The following is a 22,236-nucleotide window of genomic DNA, read 5'->3' as shown; positions in this document are numbered from 1 at the left end:
AGGCTCCTAGATCGGCACGCTCTGCGGCCGCTTCCACCGCACCCAACCGGCGACGATCAGCCGCGTCAGGGTGAAGGCGGTGAACACCGTGGTGATGATGCCGATACCGAGCGTCACGGCGAAGCCGCGCACCGGGCCGGTGCCGATGTAGAACAGCACCGCGGCGGCAATGAAGGTGGTGATGTTGGAATCGAGGATGGTGGCGAGCGCCCGCTTGAACCCGGCGTCGATCGCCGAGATCGCGTTGCGGCCGCCGCGCAGCTCCTCGCGGATGCGCTCGTAGATCAGCACGTTGGAGTCGACCGCGATGCCGACGGTGAGCACGATGCCGGCGATGCCGGGCAGCGTCAGCGTGGCGCTGAGCAGCGACAGCAGGCCGAAGATCATGGCGACGTTGATGGCCACCGCGATGTTGGCGAACACGCCGAACAGCCGGTAGGTCACGAGCATGAACACGATGACCAGGATCGAGCCGACGTAAGCCGCCAGTTCGCCCTTCTCGATCGAGTCCTGGCCGAGGCCCGGACCGACGGTACGTTCCTCGACCACCGTGAGCGGCGCCGGCAGCGCACCGGCGCGCAAGAGGATGGCGAGGTCGTTGGCCGATTGCACCGTGAAATTGCCGGAGATCTGGCCCTGACCGCCGGTAATGGGCTCGCGGATGACGGGCGCCGAGATCACCTTGTTGTCGAGCACGATCGCGAAGGGCAGACCCACGTTCTCCTGCGTGGCTTGCGAGAACTTGCGCGCGCCCGAGGTGTTGAACTTGAAGCTGACGACCGGCTCACCCGTGCGCTGGTCGAAGCTCGCCTGCGCGTCGGTCAAATCGCCGCCGGCGACCAGCACCTGCTTCTTGACCACGTATGGCGTCGGAGGCGGCGAGGCGCTCATCAACAGCTCGGATTCCGGCGGCAACCTGCCCTGCTGCGCCTGATCCGGCGGCACGGAGGTGTCGACCATGCGGAATTCCATCTTCGCGGTCTTGCCCAGCAGCTCCTTCAGGCGGGTCGGGTCCTGGAGGCCGGGGACCTGCACCAGGATGCGGTCGTTGCCCTGGCGCTGGATGACGGGCTCGACGGTGCCGAGCTCGTTGACGCGGCGCTCGACGATCTGGATCGATTGCTCGATGGTCTTGCGCATGCGGTCGAGCATCGCGGCCTGCGGGATGGTCAGGCGGATCACGCCGCCGCCGGCGTCAGCCACTTCGAGGTCGCGCTGTCCGCTCGATCCCATCAGGCCGCCCAGCGGCTGGGACAGCTCGCGCAGCTTGGCGAGCGCCGGCTGCACGTCGGTGTCCTTGGTGATGCGAACCTCGGCGGCGTCGTTGCGCACGGTCACGCCGCCGGTGAATCCGATCTTGGCATCGCGCAGCGTCCGGCGAACGTCGTCGCGGACCTGGTCCAGCCGCTCCTTCTTCACGTAGTTCGAATCGACCTCGAGCAGCAGATAGGAGCCGCCCTGAAGGTCGAGGCCGAGCACGATCCGGCGCTGCGCCCAGGCGGGCCAGGTCTTGACCGTCGCCTCGGGGAAGAAGTTCGGAACCGCGAAGAGGCACACGATCAGCGCCGTCAGGATGATCCCGAGCGCCCTCCACCGCGTGAAATACAACATCGATTGGACCTGTCAGATCAGGAGACTTGAGGAAGCCGCGGAAGCGCTCACTTCGACGCGGCGTCGTCCTTGGCGGATTCCTTCGCGCTATCCTTGGATTCCTTCGCCGGCTCGCCCTTGGCGCGCACGCCCGAAATCATCTGGCGCATCTGGCGCACGCGCACGCCGTCGGAAATCTCGAACTCGATCTGGTCGTCGTCGACGACCTTGGTGACCTTGCCGACGAGGCCGCCCGAGGTCACGACGGTGTCGCCGCGGCGGATGTTCTTCACGAGGTCGGCGTGGTCGCGGACCTTCTTCTGCTGCGGACGCAGAATCAGGAAGTACATGATCACGAAGATCAGGGCGAACGGCAGCAGCGACATCAACATGCTGTTGGTGTCACCGGCGCCCGCAGCCTGGGCATACGCAGGGGTAATCAACATTCGGACGATCCTCGTGAGAACGGGGGAAAGCCGGTCAGGCCCTCAAGGCGACCGGTTCGGTCAAATTCGCGCGGACTATAGCGGCCATTGCCCCAATTGCAACGCTGCCAGACCGTCGATTTGGCCACCTTGCGGCGCGCCGTCAGGCCCGATAAGGCTGCATTCTCAGGAACTTCGGACATGCCCAAAAACCTTAGCAAAAGCCCGGCCGGCAAAGGCCCCCGTACCCCTGCCAGGAAGCCCGCCGCCGTCGCGGCAAAACGCCCCACGGCGGCCCGAAGGGTCGCCTCCAAGGCAGATTCCAAGCCATCCCCGGACCTCTCCCAGGAGCGCCTCGTCCGCGCGCTCGAGAGCATTGCGGCGCACCTCGCAGCCCAGGGCAAGCCCGCCGTCGAGCGCGAAACGTTCGCGCGGGCCGATGCCTATGTCTGGCACCCCGACGGCCGCCTCTCCGCCGTGCCGCGGGTCAGCCGCGTCGAGCTGTTCCTGCTCAAGGGCGTCGACCGGATGCGCGACATCCTGATGGAGAACACCGAGCGCTTCGCAGGCGGCCTGCCCGCCAACAACGCCCTGCTCTGGGGTGCGCGCGGCATGGGCAAGTCTTCCCTCGTCAAGGCAGCGCATGCCAGCATCAATGCCGACCGCAAGGCGGCCGACCGGCTGAAGCTGATCGAGATCCACCGCGAGGACATCGAGACGCTGCCGATGCTGATGGAGAAGCTGCGCGACGCCGACTTCCGCTTCATCGTCTTCATCGACGACCTCTCCTTCGACGGCAACGACGCGTCCTACAAGTCGCTCAAGGCCGTGCTCGAAGGCGGCATCGAGGGCCGGCCCGAGAACGTCATCCTCTACGCCACCTCGAACCGCCGCCATCTCCTGGCGCGCGACATGATCGAGAACGAGCGCTCGACCGCGATCAATCCCGGCGAAGCGGTCGAGGAGAAGGTCTCGCTGTCGGATCGTTTCGGCCTCTGGCTCGGCTTCCACCGTTGCAGCCAGGACGAATATCTCGCCATGGTGCGCGGCTATTGCAGCCATTTCGGCATCAAGGTCGATGACGAGGCGCTGGAACGCGAGGCGCTGGAATGGTCGACCACGCGCGGCTCCCGCTCGGGCCGCGTCGCCTGGCAGTTCGTGCAGGAGCTGGCGGGACGGCTCGGCGTGAAGTTGACGGCGAAGTAATGAGCCGAAAGCCATCGCCCAGCACACCACTGTCATTCCCCGCGTAGGCGGGGAATCCAGTACGCCGCGGCTTATCGGCTCAATAACGAATGTCTCTGGAATACTCGATCGCCCGGTCAAGCCGGGCGATGACAGTTTTCGTGCGGAGGCAATTTAGGCCTCACGCCCCATTCAGGAATTGAAGCGGGTCAACCGGGCTCGATCCCTTGCGGATCTCGAAGTGGAGCTGCGGCGACGCCACCTCCCCGGATTGACCCGACTTGGCAATGACCTGACCGCGCTTGATGGTATCGCCGCGCTTCACCAACAGCTCACTCGCATGGGCATATGCGGTGACGTAGCCGTTGGAGTGCCGAACCAGGACCAGATTGCCGTATCCTTTCAGCTCGTTGCCGGAATAGGCAACGACGCCGTCTTCAGCCGCCTTGACCGGCGTCCCCTCGGGCACCGCGAGATTGATGCCGTCGTTGGACTTGCCGTTGGTCTTGGCGCCGTAGCTGGTGACCACCTTGCCGCGCACCGGCCAGCGGAAGGTCGGGAGCGCACTGGTGGTTTCCGCAGCCTTCGCCGGAGCTTCAGCGGCGGGCTTCTCTTCGACATTGGCCGTGGCCTGGGCGAGGCGCGCGCTCTGCACGGGCGCGGCGACGGCGGCCATCTTGGTGGCGGGCGCAGGAGCGGCCGCTACCGGCTGGAGCGTACCGGCAACCGGAGCAGCACCGACGGGAGCCGCCGCAACCGGCGCTGCCAGGACAGCGGTCTTGGCGCCAGGCACGTTCAGCTTGGTGCCGAGCTTGAGCTTGGCCGACGGCTCGATGCCGTTGGCGCGGGCGAGCTCGGCGGCCGAGATATGGTTCTTGCGGGCGATGCTGGCGAGCGTATCGCCGCGATTGACGAAGTGGGTGCTGGACGGTGCGGCAATGGCCGCCACCGGCTTCACAGGGGTAGCTGCCGCGACCGGAGCCATCGCGGGCGCGGGTGCAGCGGCCGTGGCCGGATGCGGGATGATCAGCTGCTGGCCGGGCGAGAGCGCGCGGGGGCCCTTGTAGCCATTGGCGGCGAGGATCGCCTGCGGGGTGACGTGATAGCGCTTGGCGAGCACGTCGAGCGTGTCGCTGGTGCCGACGATGATCTTGGTTCCACCGGCCGGCTGGGCGGCTGCCACTGAGCGCGGCGGCACGGTGGCCGTCGTCTCCAGGTGCGGCTGCGAAGGGGGCGCATAGGAGCTGACGCCGCGCCCGCCACCGGACACGCCGCCGCCTCCCGCAACCGGAAGGGTTTGCGGCGCGGACACTGCCGGCGGCGGCAAGGGCTGCGACTGGTAGTAACCGGGCTGCGTCTGCGGCCGCGCATATTGCGGCAGCTCACGCGGCTGCTGCGGCGGCGCCTGCTGCACCGAACCGGTCTGGTCGGAAGCGAAGGGGTTGGAGAAGTTCGATTGGGACAGCCGCGACGACATGTCGGCGCTGCACCCTGCGAAACTGAAGGAGATCAGCGCCAGTACCGCGACCTGCGGCACGCGGCGCGAGTAAAGCAACTCGGCGACGACAGACATGGTTACTCACTCGTACGCAACTGAACTGGTGTTTTAAGTAAACACGCGCCGAGTAAATAACGGCTTAACCCTCCCAATAAGATGTTGGCAGCACAGCTGATCCGGAGTTCTACAGCTCCCGGGCCACGCCGGGCAGCGCGGGAACGAAGCGGACCTCGACGAGTTCCCTGCGCTCGATCCCGGCTTCGGTCCGGGTCAGGCGGACCAGCGTCTGGACGCCCTGATGCGGCCCGACCGGCGCGATCAGGATGCCGCCGACCTCGAGCCGCTCGACCAGGTTCTCCGGAAGCTGCTCGACCGCGGCGGTGACGATGATGCGGTCGAACGGACCGATATTGGGCGGCAGGTTGAGACCGTCGCCGAGCATCACCTCGACATTGTGACAGTCCAGCTTTTCAAGCCGGACGCGCGCCGCGTCCGCCAGCTTGCGATAACGCTCGACCGTCAGCACCTGGCCGGCGAGCCGCGACAGGACCGCGGCCTGGTAGCCGGAGCCGGCCCCGATCTCGAGCACGCGGTGCTGCTTCCGGAGCTGGAGCTGCTCGGTCATGTAGGCGACGACGAAGGGCTGGCTGATGGTCTGGCCGCAAGCGATCGGCAGCGCGCTGTCGCGATAGGCTCCCTCGCGATCGGCCTCGTCGACGAACTCGTCGCGCGGCACCTCCTCCATGGTCCGCAAGACCGCCTGATCGCTGATGCCTCGACGCCTCAGCGTGAGCTGAAACATCATCTTTTCCGGCGGGGGCTGAGTGGGGGTCATTGCGGCCAGTGTCGTCTCGTCAGGTGCGGATCGCAGCTTGCAGAGCCCAAGCGGCGGACAGGAATCTTGTTCCTGCTCAGGAACCCATGATAGCCTTTTGCAGCGTTATTTGACCATAAATTGGCTTGCAGCGAACCGGGCTCAAAGGGCATTTTCGGCCGACCGTTCGCCGAAACGCGCATTGCGTCGATTCGTGTAATCTGCGAACGTTTTCTGCAGAATGGGCAAGGACTCACCGACAATGACCGCGACAGGGCTTTCCGGCCGCTCTGTATTCCTCGTCGAAGACGAGGTGATGATCAGGATGATGGTCGCGGACATGCTCGAGGAGCTCGGCTACAAGGTCGCAGCCGAAGCCGGCGACATCACCGAGGCCATGCGGCTTGCCCAGGCGACCGAGTTCGACATCGCCATCCTCGACGTCAACGTCAACGGCAAGGTCATCTCGCCGGTCGCCGACGTCATCAAGGCGAAGGGCTGTCCCTTCATCTTCGCCACCGGCTACGGCTCCTCCGGCCTGCCCGAGCAGTATCGCGACCGGCCGGCACTGCAGAAGCCATTCCAGCTCGATGCGCTCGGCAGGACCATCGAAGCCGCGCTGCGCGGCAGCTAGGAGACTTCCGTAGCCCGGATGGAGCGAAGCGCAATCCGGGAATCGTGCCACGAGCTGCAGCAGCCCCGGATTTCGCCGAGCCTGTCATCGGGCGCCTTGCGCCGACCCGTTGGCTCCATCCGGGCTACGGCTGCTCGCCCGGCATCGCTATTTCAGCGTCGCGCTCAGCTCCTCCGAAAACGCTTCATTGGTGCGGTCGAGCCGGAGCGGCGTCACCGAGACGTAGCGCTCGCGGAGCGCGGCGAGGTCGGTGCCCTCCGCGGGCGTATCCATCATCGCCGCGCGCTCAAACCCGATCCAGAAATAGGGATTGTTGCGGCCGTCCCTGCGCTCGTCGATCCTGAGGAAGCCGAGATTGCGCTTGCCCTGGCGGGTGACGCGAATGCCGAGCACCTCCTCCGGCGCGCAGGACGGGAAGTTGACGTTGATGACGGTGTCCTTGGGGATACCGGCCTTGATCACCTTGCGCAGGATGTCGGGGCCGAACTTGCGCGCGGTGTCCCACGGCGGCCGCTCGCGGGTCTCGACGCTGAACTCCTGCGACAGCGCGAATGACGGCAGCCCCAGGATGGTGCCTTCCAGCGCGCCGGCGATGGTGCCGGAATAGACCACGTCCTCGGCGACGTTGCGGCCCTTGTTGACGCCGGACAGCACGATATCGGGCGGCTTGGTGCCGAGGATGTGGCGCGCGCCCATGATGACGCAGTCGGTCGGGGTGCCGCGCACCGCGAAGTGCCGCGGGCCGACCTCACGCAAGCGCAGCGGATCGTTCAGCGACAGCGAATGCGACACGCCGGACTGGTCGAGCTCGGGCGCCACCACCCAGACGTCATCGGACAAGGCGCGCGCGATCTCCTCCACGACCTTGAGGCCGGGAGCGTGAATACCGTCGTCATTGGTGCAGAGAATGCGCATGCGGCTGGTCGATTCCTGGAAAAGCGGGGGTCAGAGCCGTCTTATCCGGCAACGGCCGATCAGGCAAACCGGGCACATTTCGCGGCCGCCTGGTTCCCGGGCCTCGTCGCGCTACCGGCGGACGCGCCATTGCGGCAGGAAGCGCGCAAGCCGGCCCTCGGCACGCAGCTGCATTGCCGGCGGGACCGGGCTTGCGGCGGGTGCTTCGACCACGCCGAGCGCTTCCAGCTGCGCAACGATCGGATCGGACGCCGCTTCCTGCGGAAAGCGTTCGCGGGCGACGGTCACCGCCTTGTCGAAATCCGCGGCGTTCACGCCGGGCTTGGCCCGCCGGCTCTGCACGAGCTGGTCGTCCCAGAGCCGCGCGATCTCGATGTCGAGCACGCCGCGCAGGCGCTGGTCGACGGCCTGGATGCCGGCGCCCGTCACCGCCCATTGTCTGCCGACCCAGAAGATGTCGCGGTGCAAGGGCATGAAATCGAGGTTCGCATTGACGGGTGGCCGTCAGGATACCCGGCCGCCCGATCTTCGCCAAACGTTTCTCGTGTTTCAGATGAGCAACGCGACGCTTATTGCGACGCGTTTTCTTGACGCGAACCGGTACCCACTTCGCTCGAAAACGCTTTAGTCGCGCGAGATCACCTTCAGGCCGCCCATATAGGGCTGAAGCACGCTGGGGACTGCGATCGAGCCGTCCTCCTGCTGATATGTCTCCATCACGGCGATCAGCGCGCGGCCGACCGCGGTGCCGGAGCCGTTCAGCGTGTGCACGAAGCGCGGCTTGCCGTCCGGCCCGCGCGAGCGCGCATCCATGCGGCGCGCCTGGAAGTCGCCGCAGACCGAGCAGCTCGAGATCTCGCGGAACATGCCGCCCTCGCCCTGCCCGGGCATCCAGACCTCGATGTCATAGGTTTTTTGCGACGAGAAGCCCATGTCTCCTGCGCAGAGCGTCATCACGCGGTAATGCAGGTCGAGCTTCTGCAGCACTTGCTCGGCGCAGGACAGCATCCGCTCCAGCTCGTCCTTGCTGGTCTCGGGCGTCGTGATCGAGACCAGCTCGACCTTGGTGAACTGGTGCTGGCGGATCATGCCGCGGGTGTCGCGGCCCGCGGCGCCCGCCTCGGCGCGGAAGCACGGCGTCAGCGCCGTGAGGCGCATCGGCAATTGCTTTTCGTCGAGGATGGATTCGCGCGCGAGGTTGGTGAGCGAGACCTCGGCCGTCGGGATCAGGCCGAGGCGTTCGGTCTTCAGCCGCTCATGGTCCGGCGATGCAAGCAGCTCGCCCTTGATCGCCCAGAACTGATCGTCCTCGAATTTCGGCAACTGTCCGGTGCCGAACATCACTTCGTTGCGCACCAGCAGCGGCGGGTTGATCTCGGTGTAGCCGTGCTCGTTGGTGTGCAGATCGAGCATGAACTGGCCGATCGCGCGCTCGAGCCGCGCCAGCCCCTTCTTCAGCACGACGAAGCGCGCGCCGGAGAGCTTGGCCGCCGCCTCGAAATCCATGTAGCCGAGCGCGGTGCCGAGATCGTCATGCAGCTTCGGCGCGAAGCCGTAGCTGCGCTTGTTGCCGAACACATGGTGCTGCACGTTGCCGTGCTCGTCGACGCCGTCGGGCACTTCGTCGAACGGAATGTTCGGGATCGCGGACAGCTCTTTCGTCAATTCCTCGTCGGCAGCCTTCGCCGCGGCCTCGAGCTCCGGCATCGTGGTCTTGAGCTCGGCGACTTCAGCCATCAGCTTGGTGGCGCGCGCGTCGTCCTTCGCCTTCTTGGCGTCGCCGATTTCCTTGGAGGCCGCATTACGCCGCGCCTGCGCCTGCTCCGAGGCCAGGATTGCCGCGCGCCGCCTCTCGTCGATCGCCAGCAGCGACGCCGACAACGGCTTCAGGCCACGCCGGGCGAGACCGGCGTCGAAGGCTTGCGGATTGTCGCGGATCGATTTGATGTCGTGCATGGCTGTGGTCCTAGATCGGCGCGGAAACATACAGCGCGAACGTTGTACGTCAGCGCGTCTCCTAGCATCCCGTCATCGCCCGCGAAAGCGGGCGATCCAGTATTCCAGAGACGGGGGTGATTCCCGATAGGCCAAGGCGTACTGGATTCCCCGCCTGCGCGGGGAATGACAGTGGAGCTAGCCGGCCCTACTCCGCCGGATTGGCCGGCGTCGTGACGTCGGTGCCGGTGGCAGCCTTTGACGCCGCCGCCTTCTTCTCCACCATCCCGACCGCGATGATCGAGCCCTCGTAGAGCGCCAGCAGCGGGATCGCGAGCGAGCACTGGCTGAGCACATCGGGCGGCGTCAGCACCGCCGCAATCACGAAGGCGATCACGATGAAATAGCGGCGCTTCTCGCGCAGCATCTTCGAGGTGACGATGCCGATGCGGCCGAGCAGCGTCAGGATCACCGGAAGCTGGAAGGCGATGCCGAAGGCGAAGATCAGTGACATCATCAGCGACAGATATTCGCCGACCTTGGGCAGGAGCTGGATCTGCGCGGTCTCGTCGCTGCCGGCCTGCTGCATGCCGAGCGAGAAGCGCACCAGCATCGGCAGCACCACGAAATAGACCAGCGCCGCGCCCAGCACGAAGAAGAACGGGGTCGCGACCAGATACGGCAGGAAGGCCTGCTTCTCGTGCTTGTAGAGGCCGGGCGCCACGAACTTGTAGATCTGCGTGGCAACGATCGGGAACGAGATGAATCCCGCACCGAACAGCGCCAGCTTGAGCTGGGTGATGAAATATTCCAGCAGCGCCGTGTAGATGAATTTGGAATTCTCCGGCCCCGCGACCCACACAAACGGCCAGACCAGCACGTTGTAGATCTGCTTGGCGAAGAAGAAGCAGAAGATGAACGCAATGCCAAAGCCGAGCAGCGCCTTGATCAGCCGCGAGCGCAGCTCGATCAGGTGGTCCATCAGCGGGGCTTTGCTGGCCTCGATATCGGCGTCGGTCATGACGCTTTGGCGTCCTTGATCGCTTCGGATGGCGCGGTGTCCTGAGCGACAGGGTCTTGCGCAACCTTGGCCTGCTCGACCTCACGGGTGATGACGAGCGGCTCGTCCACGACCGGATGCGCCTCGGCTTCCACGAAGGTCGCGGGCGGCGGCGGCTCCGGAGTGGTGGGACTTGCGGGCGGTTCGACGGCGGCGACGGCCGGCGTCTCGGCCGGCTTGTCCAGCGCATCGACGCGGAGCGCGTCGCTGACGTCCTTCTGCAGCGAGCTCAGCGGATTGAAGCCCGTGGCGGCTTCCTTGACCTCGTCGAAGCTCTTCTTGAGGTCGGCCATCTCGGCCTCGCGCATCGCTTCCTGGAACTGGCCCTGGAATTCGGCGGCCATCTTGCGGGCCTTGCCCATCCACTGTCCGACCATGCGCAGCACGCCCGGCAGCTCTTTCGGGCCGATGGCGATCAGGGCCACGACCCCGATCAGGACCAGTTCACTCCACCCGATGTCGAACATGAGGTCTTCCGTTCACGCCAGCCGGAGCCGGCCCAATCCCTTGTGCGCAGGATCGGGTCGCACCCCGCGTCTCGCGTGCTTCTTTCGGCTCAGACGGCCTTGCTGCCGACGTCGGTCCGTGCCGCGGTCGGCGCGGCATTGTGCTCGATGGACTTGGACGGCTCGGCGGGCTTGTCGGCAACCTTGTCGTCGTCCTGCATGCCCTTCTTGAACGCCTTGATGCCCTGCGCCACGTCGCCCATCAGGTCCGAAATCTTGCCGCGGCCGAACAGCAGCAGGACCACTGCGATCACCAAGATCCAGTGCCAAATGCTGAGTGAACCCATCCTGCAACCCTCCAAACACGCATGGCCGGGGACCCGGCCGATCTTCACCGAAACCTAGGCTTGGCGGGTGTCAAAAACAAGGACCAAGGCAGTGCCAATTCTCTGTTGGCACTACGTAATCTTGCTAAGTGGTAACTGGTCGCAGGGGTCCGCGGACGGACGGTACGTCAGTCTTCGGTGCCGCCTTCGGGGCCACCCTCGCCGCCACCCTCATTGCCGCCTTCCGGAGCCGCTTCCGAGGTCTCGGGCTCGACCGCAGGCGCGAGCGCGAGATCGAGGTCCTCGCCCGGTTCCAGCGGATCCTCGTCCTCACGCAGCGCCGGATCGTCCGACGGCGTCGGCACGCTGAAGCCGGTCGGCAGGCGCGAATCCAGGAGGCCCGTGCCCTTCAGCTCTTCCAGGCCCGGCAGGTCGCCGAGCTGTTCCAGCGTGAACTGCGACAGGAAGTCCTCGGTGGTTCCGAAGGTCAGCGGGCGGCCGGGCGTCTTGCGGCGGCCGCGCGGCTTGATCCAGCCGGTCTCCAGGAGCACGTCGAGCGTGCCCTTCGAGGTGACGACGCCGCGGATCTCTTCGATCTCGGCGCGCGTCACCGGCTGGTGATAGGCGATGATCGCCAGCACCTCGATCGCGGCGCGCGACAGGCGCCGCGTCTCGGTGCTCTCCCGCGTCATCAGCCAGGCGAGATCGCCGGCGGTGCGGAAGGTCCATTTGTTGGCGACCCGCACGAGATTGACGCCGCGCGAGGCGTAGTCGGCCTGCAGCTGCTCGAGCGCAGCCTTGACGTCGACGCCGTCAGGCATGCGCTTGGCCAGCGTCGCGGTGTCGAGCGGTTCATTCGAGGCAAACAGCAGCGCTTCCAGCAGCCGCAATTCCTCGGGTCGTGCCTGGGCTTCGTTCTCCATCGGCTCGGCCTCTTCTACCCGCACTTCAGCCAGGCTTGCCATGGCAGATTCTCCTTCTTGCACTTAAGCGACCGGCGCGTCGGGCGCAGGAGCTGCGTCCGGAACCGGTTTAGGACGCCCCTTCCGGAAATAGATGGGCGCAAATGCCTCTTTCTGGTTCAGCTCCAGTTGCCCTTCGCGGACCAGTTCCAGCGCTGCGGCAAAGCTCGAAGCGAACACCGTCGCCCGCTGCGTGGGATCGGCGACATGCCGGACCAGGAAGTCGTCGAGAACGCCCCAATCGTCCTGCTCGGTGATGCTGCCGACCAGCCGCTCCAGCGTCGCGCGCGCTTCGGCAAGCGACCACACCGTGCGCTTGGCCAGATGCACGCTGGCCAGCACGCGCGACTGGCGCTGCGAGGCATAGGCGGTGAGCAGGTCGTACAGCGTCGCGGTGTATTTCGGATGCCTGATCTCGGCGATCTGCTCGGGCTCGCCGCGCGGGAAGATGTCGCGCAGCAATTGCTGCCGGTTCATCAGCCGGTTGGCGGCTTCGCGAATGGCTTCCAGACGACGCAGGCGATTGGCGAGCGCGGTCGCCATCTGCTCGGCGCTCGGGCCTTCCGCGCTCGGCGGCTCCGGCAGCAGCAGGCGCGACTTCAGGAAGGCGAGCCAGGCCGCCATGACGAGATAGTCGGCAGCGAGCTCCAGCCGGATCTTTCGCGCAGCTTCGATGAAGTGGAGATACTGGTCGGCGAGCGCCAGGATCGAGATCTTGGCGAGATCGACCTTCTGCTGCCGCGCCAGCGCGAGCAACAGGTCGAGCGGGCCTTCGTATCCCTCGACGTCCACCACCAACGCCGGCTCACCCTCGGCGAGCTCTGCGGGCCGCCCGGTTTCAAACGATAGGATTTCTGCGGTCATGCGGATGCCGTGTTTGCCCGTGCGATCAATGCGTCGAGTTCGGCGCGCGCAGCGACGCGGTCGAACGGCTGTGGGGCCTTGCGCGCCGCGAGCGCAGCGTTCGCCCGCTCCAGCGCCCTCCCCGACAGCTCAGGTGTCTGGCCGGCGACCTCGCGCATCTCCTCGATGTTGCCGTTGCAATGCAGGGCCATGTCGCAGCCGGCCGCGAAGATGGCGCGGGTCCGCTCGGCGATGCTGCCTGCCAGCGCGTTCATCGACACGTCATCACTCATTAACAAACCCTGGAACCCGATTGCGCCGCGAATCACCTGAGCAATCATTGTCGCAGATGTCGTCGCCGGATGGGCGGGGTCGACCGCGCTAAACACAACATGTGCAGTCATGGCCATCGGCAGATCGGCCAGCGGCTTGAATGCGGCGAAGTCGGTGCGTTCCAGCTCGTCCTGCGGTGTGTCGACCGTCGGCAGCTTGAAATGGGTGTCGGCCGTGGCGCGGCCATGGCCGGGGATGTGCTTGAGCACCGGCAGCACGCTGCCCTGCTCGAGCCCCTCCGTCACCGCGCGGGCAATCGCTGCGACCTTGTCCGGCGAGGTGCCATAGGCCCGGTTCCCGATCACGGCGTCGGCGCCCGGCACCGGCACGTCGGCCAACGGCAGGCAGTCCACGGTAATGCCGAGATCGGCCAGATCAGCCGCAATCAGGCGGGCGCTGAGACGCGCCGCGGTGAGCCCGAGCGCCGAATCAGTGTCGTACAAGGTCGAGAAAACGGCGCCCGGCGGACAGACCGGCCAGTGCGGCGGGCCCAGCCGCTGCACCCGTCCACCCTCCTGGTCGATCAGGACAGGGGCGTCGGGAGCATTCGCAGCCGAGCGCAATTCCGCAACCAACGCAGCAACTTGCGCCGGCGTCGCGACGTTGCGCTTGAACAGGATGAAGCCCCATGGGCGCTCGGCGCGGATAAACGCCCGCTCGTCGGCGGTCAGTTCGGTTCCGGAAACGCCGGTAATGAAGGCCCGCGTGCTCATAACGGCCGATTAACCCTGCCCCGCGAGGGGGTCAAGGAAACGGCCGTTAATTCCTCTGGATGAAGCAGGTCGGCAGGCCGGCGGACTTCAGGCTGTTGCAGGCCTGCGTCGCTTCCTCGGCCGATGCGTAGGGACCGGCGAAGGCGCGGTAGACGATCCCCTTGCCCTTGTCGGTGAGATCGACCCGCTTGATCACCGGCGAGCGCGAGCCAAGCACGCTGCCGTACTTGCTCTGAAGCACCCGGTAGGAGGCGTGCGCGCTGTCCTCGCTCTGCTGCGAGGAGACCTGCACGATGAAGCCGCCGCCGCTGCTCGCGGGCGCGATCTGCGTCGGGTTGGTCGCGGCCATCCGCTGCGGCGGCTCGGACGCGGGCGCCGATTGCGGCGCGAGCGAGAGCGGCTGGTTGGCGCTGGCATTGGCCGAGGTCGGCGGATTGCGCGGCGCGGCCGGTGCTGCAGGAGCCGGAGCTGCAACAGGCTTCGCCGCCGCTGCTGCCGGCTGCCTGGCGGCGGCCGATTGCGGCGTGGCGCTGTCGGTCTGATCGCCCTTCACGGCCACGGTCCTGATCGGACGCGGCGAGTTGTTCGGCAGCGTGCCGTTGCTCGGAACCGGACCCGCGCTCGGCGGCGGCACCGTGGACGGCGACACGCTCGCCACTGCAGGCGGATTGGCGTTCTGGTTCAGCGGTGGGAACACCACGCGGGGACCACCTGCCCTGGCGTTGACGTCGACTGGCGCTTCCTCGCGCGGCACGATCTTCTCGCTGCCATCGCCGGTGACCATGCGATCCGGCACCTTGGCGGAGGAGTCCGACGGCGCCGGCACGATCTTGGTCGGGGTGTTGTCGGCCTTGATAATCGGCGGCTCGCCGCTGCGGGGCGAGCCGACATAGGTCTTGTAGGCGAACGCAGCGCCGGTGCCGACCACGGCAAGCGCGACGATCGCCGCGACCGTCATCATGCCGCCGCGCTGCTTCTTCGGCTCGTCGAGATCGGCCTCGGGATAGTCGCTCTGGAACGCGTACGGATCGTCCGGATAGGCCGGGTCGCGCTGAAAGTCCTGCTCGCCCGTCTCCAGACGGCCATAGAGCGCATCATCGTAGCGCGACGGACCGGGCTGCTGGTGCGGCTCCTGATAGGCTTGCTGCTGATACGGCTCCTGATGAGCCTGCTGCTGATAGCCCTGATCCTGCGGCGCGTAGGCCTGCTCCTGATAGGCATGCCCCTGATAGGCATGATCCTGATACGCCTGCACCTGGTGGACATCAGGCTGGGGCGCGGCCGGCTGGGCGGAATAGCGGTGCAGCGGGTGCACCGGACTGACCGAAACGGGATAGTCGGGCTCCGGCGCGGGTGTCGGCTGCGGCTGCACGTTGGCGCGGCGCATCCATGACGGCGGCCCGGACGGCGGCGGCGCGGCCGGCTCGGCATAGTCCTGCTGATAATCTTCCTGACGGTAGTCATCGTCCTGGTAGCTCTGCGCCGGTGCGGCCGGCGGCTGCGCGGCGGGCCGGCCCTGCGCGGCAAACGGATCGGTCTGTCCGATCAGGCGGGCGAGCTCGGCCAAGGGATCGCTGTCCGCCTTTCCATGCTGATCGCCGCCGCGACCATAGTCATCGGAAGGAAACGGTCTGTCGTGATATCGTTCGGCCATCGTGATGATGCGTCCCTTCGGGAAAGCCGCGCGCCCCTCGACCAAGGCACGGCTTCCGACCCACAAGGCATTCAACCAAGTCTAAGCGATCCGGCTTCTGCCGGTTACCCCCGAATTCCCATTAAGTAGTTCGCCCCAAACTACCGCATCTCGTCCGGAGCATGGACGCCGAGGATGGCGAGGCCCGATGCCAGGACAGAGACGACGCCCTGGACCATGGCCAGTCGCGCCTTTGTAAGATCTGCATCATTATTGATAATGAAGCGTAAATAGGGCAAATCCCGCCCTTTCGTCCAAAGTGCGTGAAATTCGCTCGCTAAGTCATAGAGATAGAAGGCAATTCGGTGCGGCTCATGGGCCGCGGCAGCCGCTTCCAGCATGCGAGGATAAATTGCGAGGCGCTTAAGAAGATCGAGCTCGACGGGGTCCGACAGCCGTTCGACGGCCGACTCACTGAGCCAGGCGATGCGCTTGCCGGCGTCCTCCGGCAGTTCCGGGAACACCTCCGCCCGCGCGTTGCGGAAGATCGAGTGGCCGCGGGCATGACCGTACTGGACGTAGAACACCGGGTTGTCGCGCGACTGTTCCATGACCTTGGCGAGGTCGAAGTCGAGCACCGCGTCGTTCTTGCGATAGAGCATCATGAAGCGGACGGCGTCCTGGCCGACTTCATCCACCACCTCACGCAAGGTGACGAAGTCCCCGCTCCGCTTCGACATTTTCACGGGCTCGCCGTTGCGCAGCAGCTTGACGAGCTGGACGATCTTGACGTCGAGCGATCCCTTGCCGGAGGTGGTCGCCTTCACCGCCGCCTGCATGCGCTTGATGTAGCCGCCATGGTCGGCGCCCCAGACGTCGATCATCTCCGCAAAACCACGGTCGAACTTGTTCTTGTGGTAGGCGATGTCGGAGGCGAAGTAGGTGTAGGAATTGTCCGACTTGATCAGCGGACGATCGACGTCGTCGCCGTAGGCGGTCGCCTTGAACAGCAGCTGCTCGCGGTCTTCCCAGTCCTCGACCGGCGCGCCCTTCGGCGGCGGCAGGCGGCCCTCGTAGATGTCGCCCTTGGCCTTCAGGAAATCGATGGTCTCGGCAACCTTGTTGTCGCCGGTCTCGATCAGCGAGCGCTCGGAGAAGAACACGTCGTGGCGGATGTTGAGGGCGGCAAGATCGTCCTTGATCTCGTCCATCATCATTGCGATCGCCTTGGCGCGCACGGTCGGCAGCCACTCGGCCTCGCTCATCGCGCGCAGCTTGTCGCCGTGCTCCTTCGCCAGCGCCTGCCCGACCGGCTTGAGATAGTCGCCGGGATAGAGGCCTTCCGGAATTGCGCCGATGTCCTCGCCGAGCGCCTCGCGATACCTGAGGAACGCGGAGCGCGCGAGCACGTCGACCTGCGCGCCGGCATCGTTGATGTAATATTCGCGGGTGACGTCGTGGCCGCCGAACTGGAGCAGGCTCGCCAGCGCGTCGCCGAACACGGCGCCGCGGCAATGGCCGACATGCATCGGCCCGGTCGGATTGGCCGAGACATATTCGACGTTGACCTTGGCGCCGCCGCGGACACGGCCGTAATCGGCGGCCTCGCGCAGCACGGTGCGCAGCGCTTCCGCCCAGGCGGCCGGCTTCAGCGTCAGGTTGATGAAGCCGGGACCGGCGACATCGACCTTGGCGATCAGCGCGTCGGCGCGGAGCCGCTCGGCGATCTGCTCGGCGAGGTCGCGCGGCTTTGCCTTTGCCTCTTTCGCAAGCACCATGGCGGCGTTGGTCGCCATGTCGCCATGGGTGGCATCGCGCGGGGGCTCGACCACCACGCGCGAGAAATCGATGCCCTCGGGCCAGCTGGCGTCCGCCGCGAGCGCGCGGCAGGCGGCGTGCACGCGTGCGAGCACATCGGCGAACAGATGCAGGGATGAGGATGTCTGGGGCATGGGCGCCGCCTAACGCAAATCCGGGGTCGAGTCAAAGAGCCGCTGGTGCTCGGTGAGGGCGAAACGGTCGGTCATTCCGGCAATGAAATTGCCGATCCGCCGGGCCCGGTCGCCCTCGTCATCGGTCTGCGCCCCGACCAGCCATTCCGGCGGCAGTTCGGCCGGCGATTTCAGGTATTTTGCGAACAGGTCGAACAGGATCTGCTCGGCCTCCCCCATCACCCGCATCACCCGCTTGTGGCGGTACATGTGCTGGTACAGGAAGCGCTTGATGGCGGCCTCCTCCGCGGCAACCTCGGTGGGGAACGCGACCTGTGCCCGGCTCAGCTGCCGCACGTCCTGGGCCGATTGCGGCCTGGTCGCGGCGAGGTTCTTCTGCGCCTCGGCAAACACCGCGCCGATCAGGTGCGAGATCAGCTCGCGCACCAGCTCGGCGCCGCGCCTGACGTCTTCGAGATCGGGATAATGGGCGGCGATCCCGTCGATGATCTCCGCGGTCAGCGGCATCGCCCTGAGATCGTCGAGATCGAACAGGCCGGCGCGCAGGCCGTCATCGATGTCGTGGGCATCATAGGCGATGTCGTCGGCGATCGCGGCGACCTGGGCTTCGAGCGAGGCGAAGCTCCACAATTCGAGATCGTAGACCTTGATGTAGTCGGCGATGCCGACGGGAATGCCGTGCTCGCGATAGCGCCCGACCGGCGCGCCGCTGCGATCGGTCAGCGGGCCGTTGTGCTTGACGATGCCCTCCAGCGACTCCCAGGTCAGGTTGAGCCCGTCGAATTCAGGATAGCGGTGCTCCAGCGAGCCAACGACACGCAAGGTCTGGGCATTGTGGTCGAAGCCGCCGAAGTCCTTCAGGCAGGCGTCCAGCGCCCGCTCGCCGGCATGCCCGAACGGCGGATGGCCGAGATCGTGGGCAAGTGCCAGGGTTTCCGTGAGGTCCTCGTCGAGGCCAAGCTGCCGGGCCAGCGCGCGGGCGATCTGCGCCACCTCCAGCGAATGCGTCAGCCGGGTGCGGTAATGGTCGCCCTCGTGGAACACGAACACCTGGGTCTTGTACTTGAGGCGGCGGAACGCGGTGGAATGGATGACCCGGTCGCAATCCCGCCGGAACGGGCTGCGGGTCCGGCTCGGGGGCTCGGCGACCAGCCGGCCGCGGCTGCGGTCGGGGTCGCAGGCATAGGGCGCGCGGGGGGCTGCCATTCCGACGGACACGGCGAATTTAGTCCCTATCCATTTGATTCTGCGTATGGTGGCACTTAACTATGTCGGGCGCGGGATACCAAATGAATTGGGCAAGCCAACTTGGTATGACCGCGGGACTATCGGAGACTTGCGATGACGACTGCCGTGACCATCAGTGACCGGGCCGCACGCCGGATTGGGGAAATCCTCAAGGGCGAAGGCTCCGGCGCGATGCTGCGTATCTCGGTCGAGGGCGGCGGCTGCTCCGGCTTCCAGTACAAGTTCGACATCGACCGCGACCGCACCGACGACGACCTCGTGATCGAGCAGGACAATGCGGTGGTGCTGGTCGATTCCGCCTCGCAGCCGTTCCTGGAGGGCTCGCAGGTCGATTTTGTCGACGACCTGATCGGCGCCTCGTTCCGCGTCAACAATCCGAACGCGACGGCGTCCTGCGGCTGCGGCACGAGCTTCTCGATCTGACTGGTTAGACCCCAGTCATCTGCCTTTCTTCATCCGTCCACTCCACGTCCGCCGGCATCAGCTCCGGCTGAAGCGGCGCATCCTCCGACAGCGCATGGCCGTCGAGCGCGCGCAGCAAGGCCGCGGCCAGCGCCGGCTTGCGCAGCGGCTTGGCCAGGAAATCCGACATGCCGGCTTCGCGGCAGATCCTGACGTCTTCGGGGAAGGCGTTGGCGGTGAGCGCGATGATCGGCAAGGCGTGGAAGCGGCCTCCTTCCGCGCGGATCGCGCGGGTTGCGGCAAGGCCATCCATCTCCGGCATGCGCACGTCCATCAGCACGATGTCGTAGTCGCCTTCGGAGACAGCCGCGACGGCCTCGACGCCATCGGTGACGACCCGTAGCTCGACCTCGAACGCACCCAGCATCTTGCTCACGACCATGCGGTTGACGGCGTCGTCCTCCGCGACCAGCACCTTCAGCGGCCGGTCGAGGTCCGCGATACGGGCTTTCAACTCCTCCGCCTCGTCGCGGCCGGCCGCGGCATCGGAGGCCTGCACCTGGCTCCAGGGCAGCACCAGCGTGAAACGGAAGGTCGAGCCTTCGCCCGGCGTCGAGGTGACGCCGATCGTGCCGCCCATCTGCTCGATGATGCGCCGTGAGATCGCAAGGCCAAGGCCGGTGCCGCCGAAGCGGCGGCTGATCGAGGCGTCGGCCTGGGCGAAATCGCTGAAGAGCTGGCCGAGCTTCTCGGGCGCGATGCCGATGCCGCTGTCGGTCACCGTCCATTCGACGGTCGCCAGCAGGTCGCGTCGCGCCTGGCAGGTGGCCGCGATCGTCACCTCGCCCTCGTCGGTGAATTTCACCGCGTTGGATGCGAGATTGAGCAACACTTGGCGAATACGCGCGACATCGCCGCGCAGCGTCGGCGGCAGGTTCGGATCGAGCTCGACCTTGACCGTGATCCCCTTGCTCTTCGCACTTGCGCGTACCACGGTCGCCACCGTCTCGGCCAGCGCCTGCGGCGCGAAGTCGATCGCCTCGAACTGGAAGCGGCCGGCCTCCAGCTTGGAGAGGTCGAGAATGTCGTTGAGGATGCGCTGGAGATTGTCGCCGGACTCGCGGATCGTGGTGACGGCCTCGCGCTGCTCCGCGTCGAGCTTCGTCTCGAGCAGCATGCTGGCGAGCCCGAGCACGCCGTTCATGGGCGTGCGGATCTCATGGCTCATCACCGCGAGGAAGTCGGACTTGGCGCGGCTCTCGGCCTCGGCCTTTTCCGCGCGCCAGCGCTCGGTGACGTCGCGGCCGAAGCCGCGATAGCCGAGGAACTGGCCGTCGCGGTCATAGGCCGGCTTTGCGGTCAGCGACCACAGCCGCGCCTCGCCGCCGGCGACGACCTTGAGGTTCATCTCGTGCAGCGGCTCGGTGTGCTCCATCAGGCCGACGATGTTGTAGGCCGCGCTCTTGTCCTCGGGACAGAGCATGTCGAGCACGTCGGCGAAGTGCGAGCCCTTCAGCAGCGGAAGCGGCAGCTGCGCGACATCGGCAAAGCGCTGCGGCACGTCGGTGAGATGCCCGTCGGCGTCGGTCTGCCACAGCCAGTCGCTGGCGTTCTCCTGAAAATCCTTCAGCAGCAGCGAGATGATCTCGGTCTGCCGCTCGAGCTCGAGCTGGGCCTTGAGGTTGCCGAGGAACAGATTGCCCTGCGAGACGATGTTGCGCGCCATGAAGAACGCGAACAGCAGCAGGAACACCGAGGTTACCAGATAAGGCCCGCTGCCGCACAGCAGCAGCGCGCCGGCGCAGCCGACCGTCATGGTCGCGAGATAGACGAGGCCGGCGCGCGGGAAGGTCGAGAGCGTGAAGGCGCCGCCCGACATCATGCCGACCATCAGGCAGGCGAGGATGAGCTGGCTGGTCGGCTCGATGCGGCTGAACAGAGCGAGCGGCAGCGTGGCCCAGATCGCGGCGAGGAAAAACGCCTGCCGCATCATGTGACGCGCGGCGCGGGGGGAGGCCTCCTGCGGCGGGTTGTGATGCGACCGCCGCCAGGCCCGCACCGCCAGCGACGCGGTGACGGCGAGGGTCATGCCCCAGATCGCGAGGAAGTCGTTCCAGCCCCGGCCCCAGAACAGGATCAGCACGATCGCGACGTTGAGCATGGTGACGGCCATCGTCACCGGGATCAGCCGGATCACCGCGTCGATCTGCTTGGCACGGATGCGGCCCATCTGGCGCTCGCTGAGATCGGCGGTCAGGCCGTCCTCGATCTCGAAGCCGCCGAGCCAGTACAGGAACGCGCCGACGACGCCGTCGCGCTGTTCAATGCGTTGTGAAGTCTCGACCGGCCATCCCATCCGCGGAACCTTTTTCCCATCAATGGCCTGCAGCCGGCTTAAGCCGGGTTAATTTTGTGGGAGATTTTGCGGCCTCCTTGACGGGCGCGTTTGCATTTTGTTCTAACCAAGGCCCCTGCCCGGAGCCTTGCCGACATGCCCATCAGAGTAGCCACCTGGAACGTGAACTCGGTCCGGCAGCGGATCGACCTGCTGCTGACATGGCTGAAGGAGTGCCAGCCGGACATCGTCTGCCTGCAGGAGATCAAATGCGTCGACGATGCCTTCCCGCGGCTGGAGATCGAGGCGCTCGGCTACAACGTCGTCACGCACGGGCAGAAGACCTTCAACGGCGTCGCCCTGCTCTCGAAGCTCCGCTTTGACGAAACCAAGTCGGGGCTCGCCGGCGACGACGAGGATACCCATGCCCGCTTCCTCGAGGGCGTGGTGACGCTCAAGTCCGGCGTGATGCGCATCGCCTGCCTCTATCTGCCCAACGGCAATCCGGTCGGGACCGAGAAATATCCCTACAAGCTCAAATGGATGTCGCGGCTTCTTGAGTATTCGAAGGAGCGCCTTAAGACTGAGGAGCCGCTGATCCTCGCAGGCGACTTCAACGTCATCCCGCATGCCCGCGACGTGCACAATCCGGCCGCCTGGACCGAGGACGCCCTGTTCAAGCCGGAGACGCGGGAGAGCTTTCAGGCCCTGCTCGGCCTCGGCCTGACCGATGCCCTGCGGGCAGTAACGGACGAGCCGGGGCTCTACACCTTCTGGGACTACCAGGCCGGCGCCTGGCAGAAGAACCAGGGCCTGCGCATCGACCACCTGCTGATGTCGCCGCAGGCCAGCGACAAGCTCGCCAATGTCGGCATCGACAGCTATGTGCGCGGCTGGGAGAAGCCGTCGGACCACGTGCCGGTGTGGGCGGATCTGGATCTGGAGGCGGCGTAAGCTCAGCCGGCGGCAATCGCAACTGCCGTAGGG

General features: G+C 66.2%; 21 protein-coding genes. 4 read left to right on the top strand and 17 right to left on the bottom strand.

The window, feature by feature from the left end; genetic code table 11:
* Positions 1-6 precede the first annotated feature (6 nt).
* A complete protein-coding gene (gene secD / locus JQ617_RS06040; RefSeq protein WP_212025132.1) occupies positions 7-1,611 on the bottom strand; it encodes a protein translocase subunit SecD in 1,605 nt (534 codons plus the stop codon).
* Between the two features lie 47 nt (positions 1,612-1,658).
* Positions 1,659-2,036 carry a preprotein translocase subunit YajC gene (gene yajC / locus JQ617_RS06035; protein WP_027546603.1) on the bottom strand — a complete coding sequence of 126 codons (378 nt, stop codon included), beginning with the start codon at positions 2,034-2,036 and terminating at the stop codon, positions 1,659-1,661.
* A gap of 180 nt (positions 2,037-2,216) precedes the next feature.
* Between yajC and JQ617_RS06030 the strand changes: the two genes are divergently transcribed.
* A complete protein-coding gene (locus JQ617_RS06030) occupies positions 2,217-3,221 on the top strand; it encodes an ATP-binding protein (RefSeq protein WP_063683329.1) in 1,005 nt (334 codons plus the stop codon).
* A 160-nt stretch (positions 3,222-3,381) separates the two neighbouring features.
* Here the strand turns inward: JQ617_RS06030 and JQ617_RS06025 are convergent, their stop codons facing one another.
* Both JQ617_RS06025 and JQ617_RS06020 read right to left on the bottom strand, forming a co-directional pair.
* Entirely contained in the window at positions 3,382-4,773 is a 1,392-nt protein-coding gene (locus tag JQ617_RS06025) for a LysM peptidoglycan-binding domain-containing M23 family metallopeptidase (RefSeq protein ID WP_212025130.1), read from the bottom strand.
* A gap of 109 nt (positions 4,774-4,882) precedes the next feature.
* Complete coding sequence (locus tag JQ617_RS06020) at positions 4,883-5,533, bottom strand: protein-L-isoaspartate(D-aspartate) O-methyltransferase (RefSeq protein WP_212025129.1); 651 nt, start codon at positions 5,531-5,533, stop codon at positions 4,883-4,885.
* Between the two features lie 241 nt (positions 5,534-5,774).
* On the opposite strand from JQ617_RS06020, the gene JQ617_RS06015 reads away from it, so the two are divergent.
* Positions 5,775-6,146: a response regulator gene (locus tag JQ617_RS06015; protein ID WP_212025127.1), complete on the top strand. Its 372-nt coding sequence runs from the start codon at positions 5,775-5,777 to the stop codon at positions 6,144-6,146.
* A 147-nt stretch (positions 6,147-6,293) separates the two neighbouring features.
* Here JQ617_RS06015 and surE read toward each other — a convergent pair whose 3' ends face one another.
* The 12 genes from surE to JQ617_RS05955 form a co-directional block, all read right to left on the bottom strand.
* Positions 6,294-7,061, bottom strand: coding sequence for a 5'/3'-nucleotidase SurE (gene surE, locus JQ617_RS06010; protein ID WP_063683326.1), 768 nt, complete (start codon positions 7,059-7,061; stop codon positions 6,294-6,296).
* A 111-nt stretch (positions 7,062-7,172) separates the two neighbouring features.
* Positions 7,173-7,535: a hypothetical protein gene (locus JQ617_RS06005; RefSeq protein ID WP_212025125.1), complete on the bottom strand. Its 363-nt coding sequence runs from the start codon at positions 7,533-7,535 to the stop codon at positions 7,173-7,175.
* Positions 7,536-7,685: 150 nt separating this feature from the next.
* Positions 7,686-9,017 (bottom strand): serine--tRNA ligase, encoded by a 1,332-nt coding sequence (gene serS, locus JQ617_RS06000; RefSeq protein ID WP_212025123.1) that lies wholly within the window; start codon positions 9,015-9,017, stop codon positions 7,686-7,688.
* Positions 9,018-9,204: 187 nt separating this feature from the next.
* Positions 9,205-10,017, bottom strand: coding sequence for a twin-arginine translocase subunit TatC (gene tatC, locus JQ617_RS05995; protein WP_063683323.1), 813 nt, complete (start codon positions 10,015-10,017; stop codon positions 9,205-9,207).
* Positions 10,014-10,523, bottom strand: coding sequence for a Sec-independent protein translocase protein TatB (tatB, locus tag JQ617_RS05990; RefSeq protein WP_212025121.1), 510 nt, complete (start codon positions 10,521-10,523; stop codon positions 10,014-10,016). Before tatB ends, tatC begins: the two co-directional genes overlap by 4 nt.
* A gap of 89 nt (positions 10,524-10,612) precedes the next feature.
* Positions 10,613-10,849, bottom strand: coding sequence for a twin-arginine translocase TatA/TatE family subunit (locus JQ617_RS05985; RefSeq protein WP_008134998.1), 237 nt, complete (start codon positions 10,847-10,849; stop codon positions 10,613-10,615).
* Between the two features lie 167 nt (positions 10,850-11,016).
* Positions 11,017-11,793: an SMC-Scp complex subunit ScpB gene (gene scpB / locus JQ617_RS05980; protein ID WP_212025119.1), complete on the bottom strand. Its 777-nt coding sequence runs from the start codon at positions 11,791-11,793 to the stop codon at positions 11,017-11,019.
* A 21-nt stretch (positions 11,794-11,814) separates the two neighbouring features.
* Positions 11,815-12,654, bottom strand: a complete 840-nt coding sequence (locus JQ617_RS05975; RefSeq protein WP_063683320.1) for a segregation and condensation protein A — start codon at positions 12,652-12,654, stop codon at positions 11,815-11,817.
* On the bottom strand, positions 12,651-13,679 hold the full coding sequence (gene nagZ / locus JQ617_RS05970) for a beta-N-acetylhexosaminidase (protein WP_212025117.1): 1,029 nt from the start codon (positions 13,677-13,679) through the stop codon (positions 12,651-12,653). The genes JQ617_RS05975 and nagZ overlap by 4 nt, the downstream gene beginning before the upstream one ends.
* Positions 13,680-13,725: 46 nt before the next feature.
* A complete protein-coding gene (locus tag JQ617_RS05965; protein ID WP_212025976.1) occupies positions 13,726-15,333 on the bottom strand; it encodes an SPOR domain-containing protein in 1,608 nt (535 codons plus the stop codon).
* A gap of 140 nt (positions 15,334-15,473) precedes the next feature.
* The gene (gene argS, locus JQ617_RS05960) at positions 15,474-17,264 is read right to left on the bottom strand and encodes an arginine--tRNA ligase (protein WP_212025115.1); all 1,791 of its coding nucleotides are present in this window, start codon (positions 17,262-17,264) and stop codon (positions 15,474-15,476) included.
* Positions 17,265-17,273: 9 nt separating this feature from the next.
* The gene (locus JQ617_RS05955; RefSeq protein WP_212025113.1) at positions 17,274-18,482 is read right to left on the bottom strand and encodes a deoxyguanosinetriphosphate triphosphohydrolase; all 1,209 of its coding nucleotides are present in this window, start codon (positions 18,480-18,482) and stop codon (positions 17,274-17,276) included.
* Between the two features lie 123 nt (positions 18,483-18,605).
* Here JQ617_RS05955 and erpA point away from each other — a divergent pair, with 123 nt between their 5' ends.
* Positions 18,606-18,935 carry an iron-sulfur cluster insertion protein ErpA gene (gene erpA / locus JQ617_RS05950; protein ID WP_212025111.1) on the top strand — a complete coding sequence of 110 codons (330 nt, stop codon included), beginning with the start codon at positions 18,606-18,608 and terminating at the stop codon, positions 18,933-18,935.
* 4 nt (positions 18,936-18,939) lie between these two features.
* On the opposite strand, the gene JQ617_RS05945 is transcribed toward erpA, so the two are convergent.
* A complete protein-coding gene (locus JQ617_RS05945; RefSeq protein ID WP_212025109.1) occupies positions 18,940-21,270 on the bottom strand; it encodes an ATP-binding protein in 2,331 nt (776 codons plus the stop codon).
* Between the two features lie 135 nt (positions 21,271-21,405).
* On the opposite strand from JQ617_RS05945, the gene xth reads away from it, so the two are divergent.
* Complete coding sequence (gene xth, locus JQ617_RS05940; RefSeq protein ID WP_212025107.1) at positions 21,406-22,203, top strand: exodeoxyribonuclease III; 798 nt, start codon at positions 21,406-21,408, stop codon at positions 22,201-22,203.
* The last annotated feature ends 33 nt before the right edge of the window (positions 22,204-22,236 follow it).

This window comes from Bradyrhizobium sp. KB893862 SZCCT0404, assembly GCF_018130885.1.
Lineage (GTDB): Bacteria > Pseudomonadota > Alphaproteobacteria > Rhizobiales > Xanthobacteraceae > Bradyrhizobium > Bradyrhizobium stylosanthis.
The sequence above is the reverse complement of the archived record's forward strand: the minus strand, read 5'-3'. Positions and strand labels throughout refer to the sequence as shown.

Coding starts and splice junctions, on each gene's coding strand:
- secD (WP_212025132.1), bottom strand. CDS start 1,611: ATGTTGTATTTCACGCGGTGGAGGGCGCTCGGGATCATCCTGACGGCG.
- yajC (WP_027546603.1), bottom strand. CDS start 2,036: ATGTTGATTACCCCTGCGTATGCCCAGGCTGCGGGCGCCGGTGACACC.
- JQ617_RS06030 (WP_063683329.1), top strand. CDS start 2,217: ATGCCCAAAAACCTTAGCAAAAGCCCGGCCGGCAAAGGCCCCCGTACC.
- JQ617_RS06025 (WP_212025130.1), bottom strand. CDS start 4,773: ATGTCTGTCGTCGCCGAGTTGCTTTACTCGCGCCGCGTGCCGCAGGTC.
- JQ617_RS06020 (WP_212025129.1), bottom strand. CDS start 5,533: ATGACCCCCACTCAGCCCCCGCCGGAAAAGATGATGTTTCAGCTCACG.
- JQ617_RS06015 (WP_212025127.1), top strand. CDS start 5,775: ATGACCGCGACAGGGCTTTCCGGCCGCTCTGTATTCCTCGTCGAAGAC.
- surE (WP_063683326.1), bottom strand. CDS start 7,061: ATGCGCATTCTCTGCACCAATGACGACGGTATTCACGCTCCCGGCCTC.
- JQ617_RS06005 (WP_212025125.1), bottom strand. CDS start 7,535: ATGCCCTTGCACCGCGACATCTTCTGGGTCGGCAGACAATGGGCGGTG.
- serS (WP_212025123.1), bottom strand. CDS start 9,017: ATGCACGACATCAAATCGATCCGCGACAATCCGCAAGCCTTCGACGCC.
- tatC (WP_063683323.1), bottom strand. CDS start 10,017: ATGACCGACGCCGATATCGAGGCCAGCAAAGCCCCGCTGATGGACCAC.
- tatB (WP_212025121.1), bottom strand. CDS start 10,523: ATGTTCGACATCGGGTGGAGTGAACTGGTCCTGATCGGGGTCGTGGCC.
- JQ617_RS05985 (WP_008134998.1), bottom strand. CDS start 10,849: ATGGGTTCACTCAGCATTTGGCACTGGATCTTGGTGATCGCAGTGGTC.
- scpB (WP_212025119.1), bottom strand. CDS start 11,793: ATGGCAAGCCTGGCTGAAGTGCGGGTAGAAGAGGCCGAGCCGATGGAG.
- JQ617_RS05975 (WP_063683320.1), bottom strand. CDS start 12,654: ATGACCGCAGAAATCCTATCGTTTGAAACCGGGCGGCCCGCAGAGCTC.
- nagZ (WP_212025117.1), bottom strand. CDS start 13,679: ATGAGCACGCGGGCCTTCATTACCGGCGTTTCCGGAACCGAACTGACC.
- JQ617_RS05965 (WP_212025976.1), bottom strand. CDS start 15,333: ATGGCCGAACGATATCACGACAGACCGTTTCCTTCCGATGACTATGGT.
- argS (WP_212025115.1), bottom strand. CDS start 17,264: ATGCCCCAGACATCCTCATCCCTGCATCTGTTCGCCGATGTGCTCGCA.
- erpA (WP_212025111.1), top strand. CDS start 18,606: ATGACGACTGCCGTGACCATCAGTGACCGGGCCGCACGCCGGATTGGG.
- JQ617_RS05945 (WP_212025109.1), bottom strand. CDS start 21,270: ATGGGATGGCCGGTCGAGACTTCACAACGCATTGAACAGCGCGACGGC.
- xth (WP_212025107.1), top strand. CDS start 21,406: ATGCCCATCAGAGTAGCCACCTGGAACGTGAACTCGGTCCGGCAGCGG.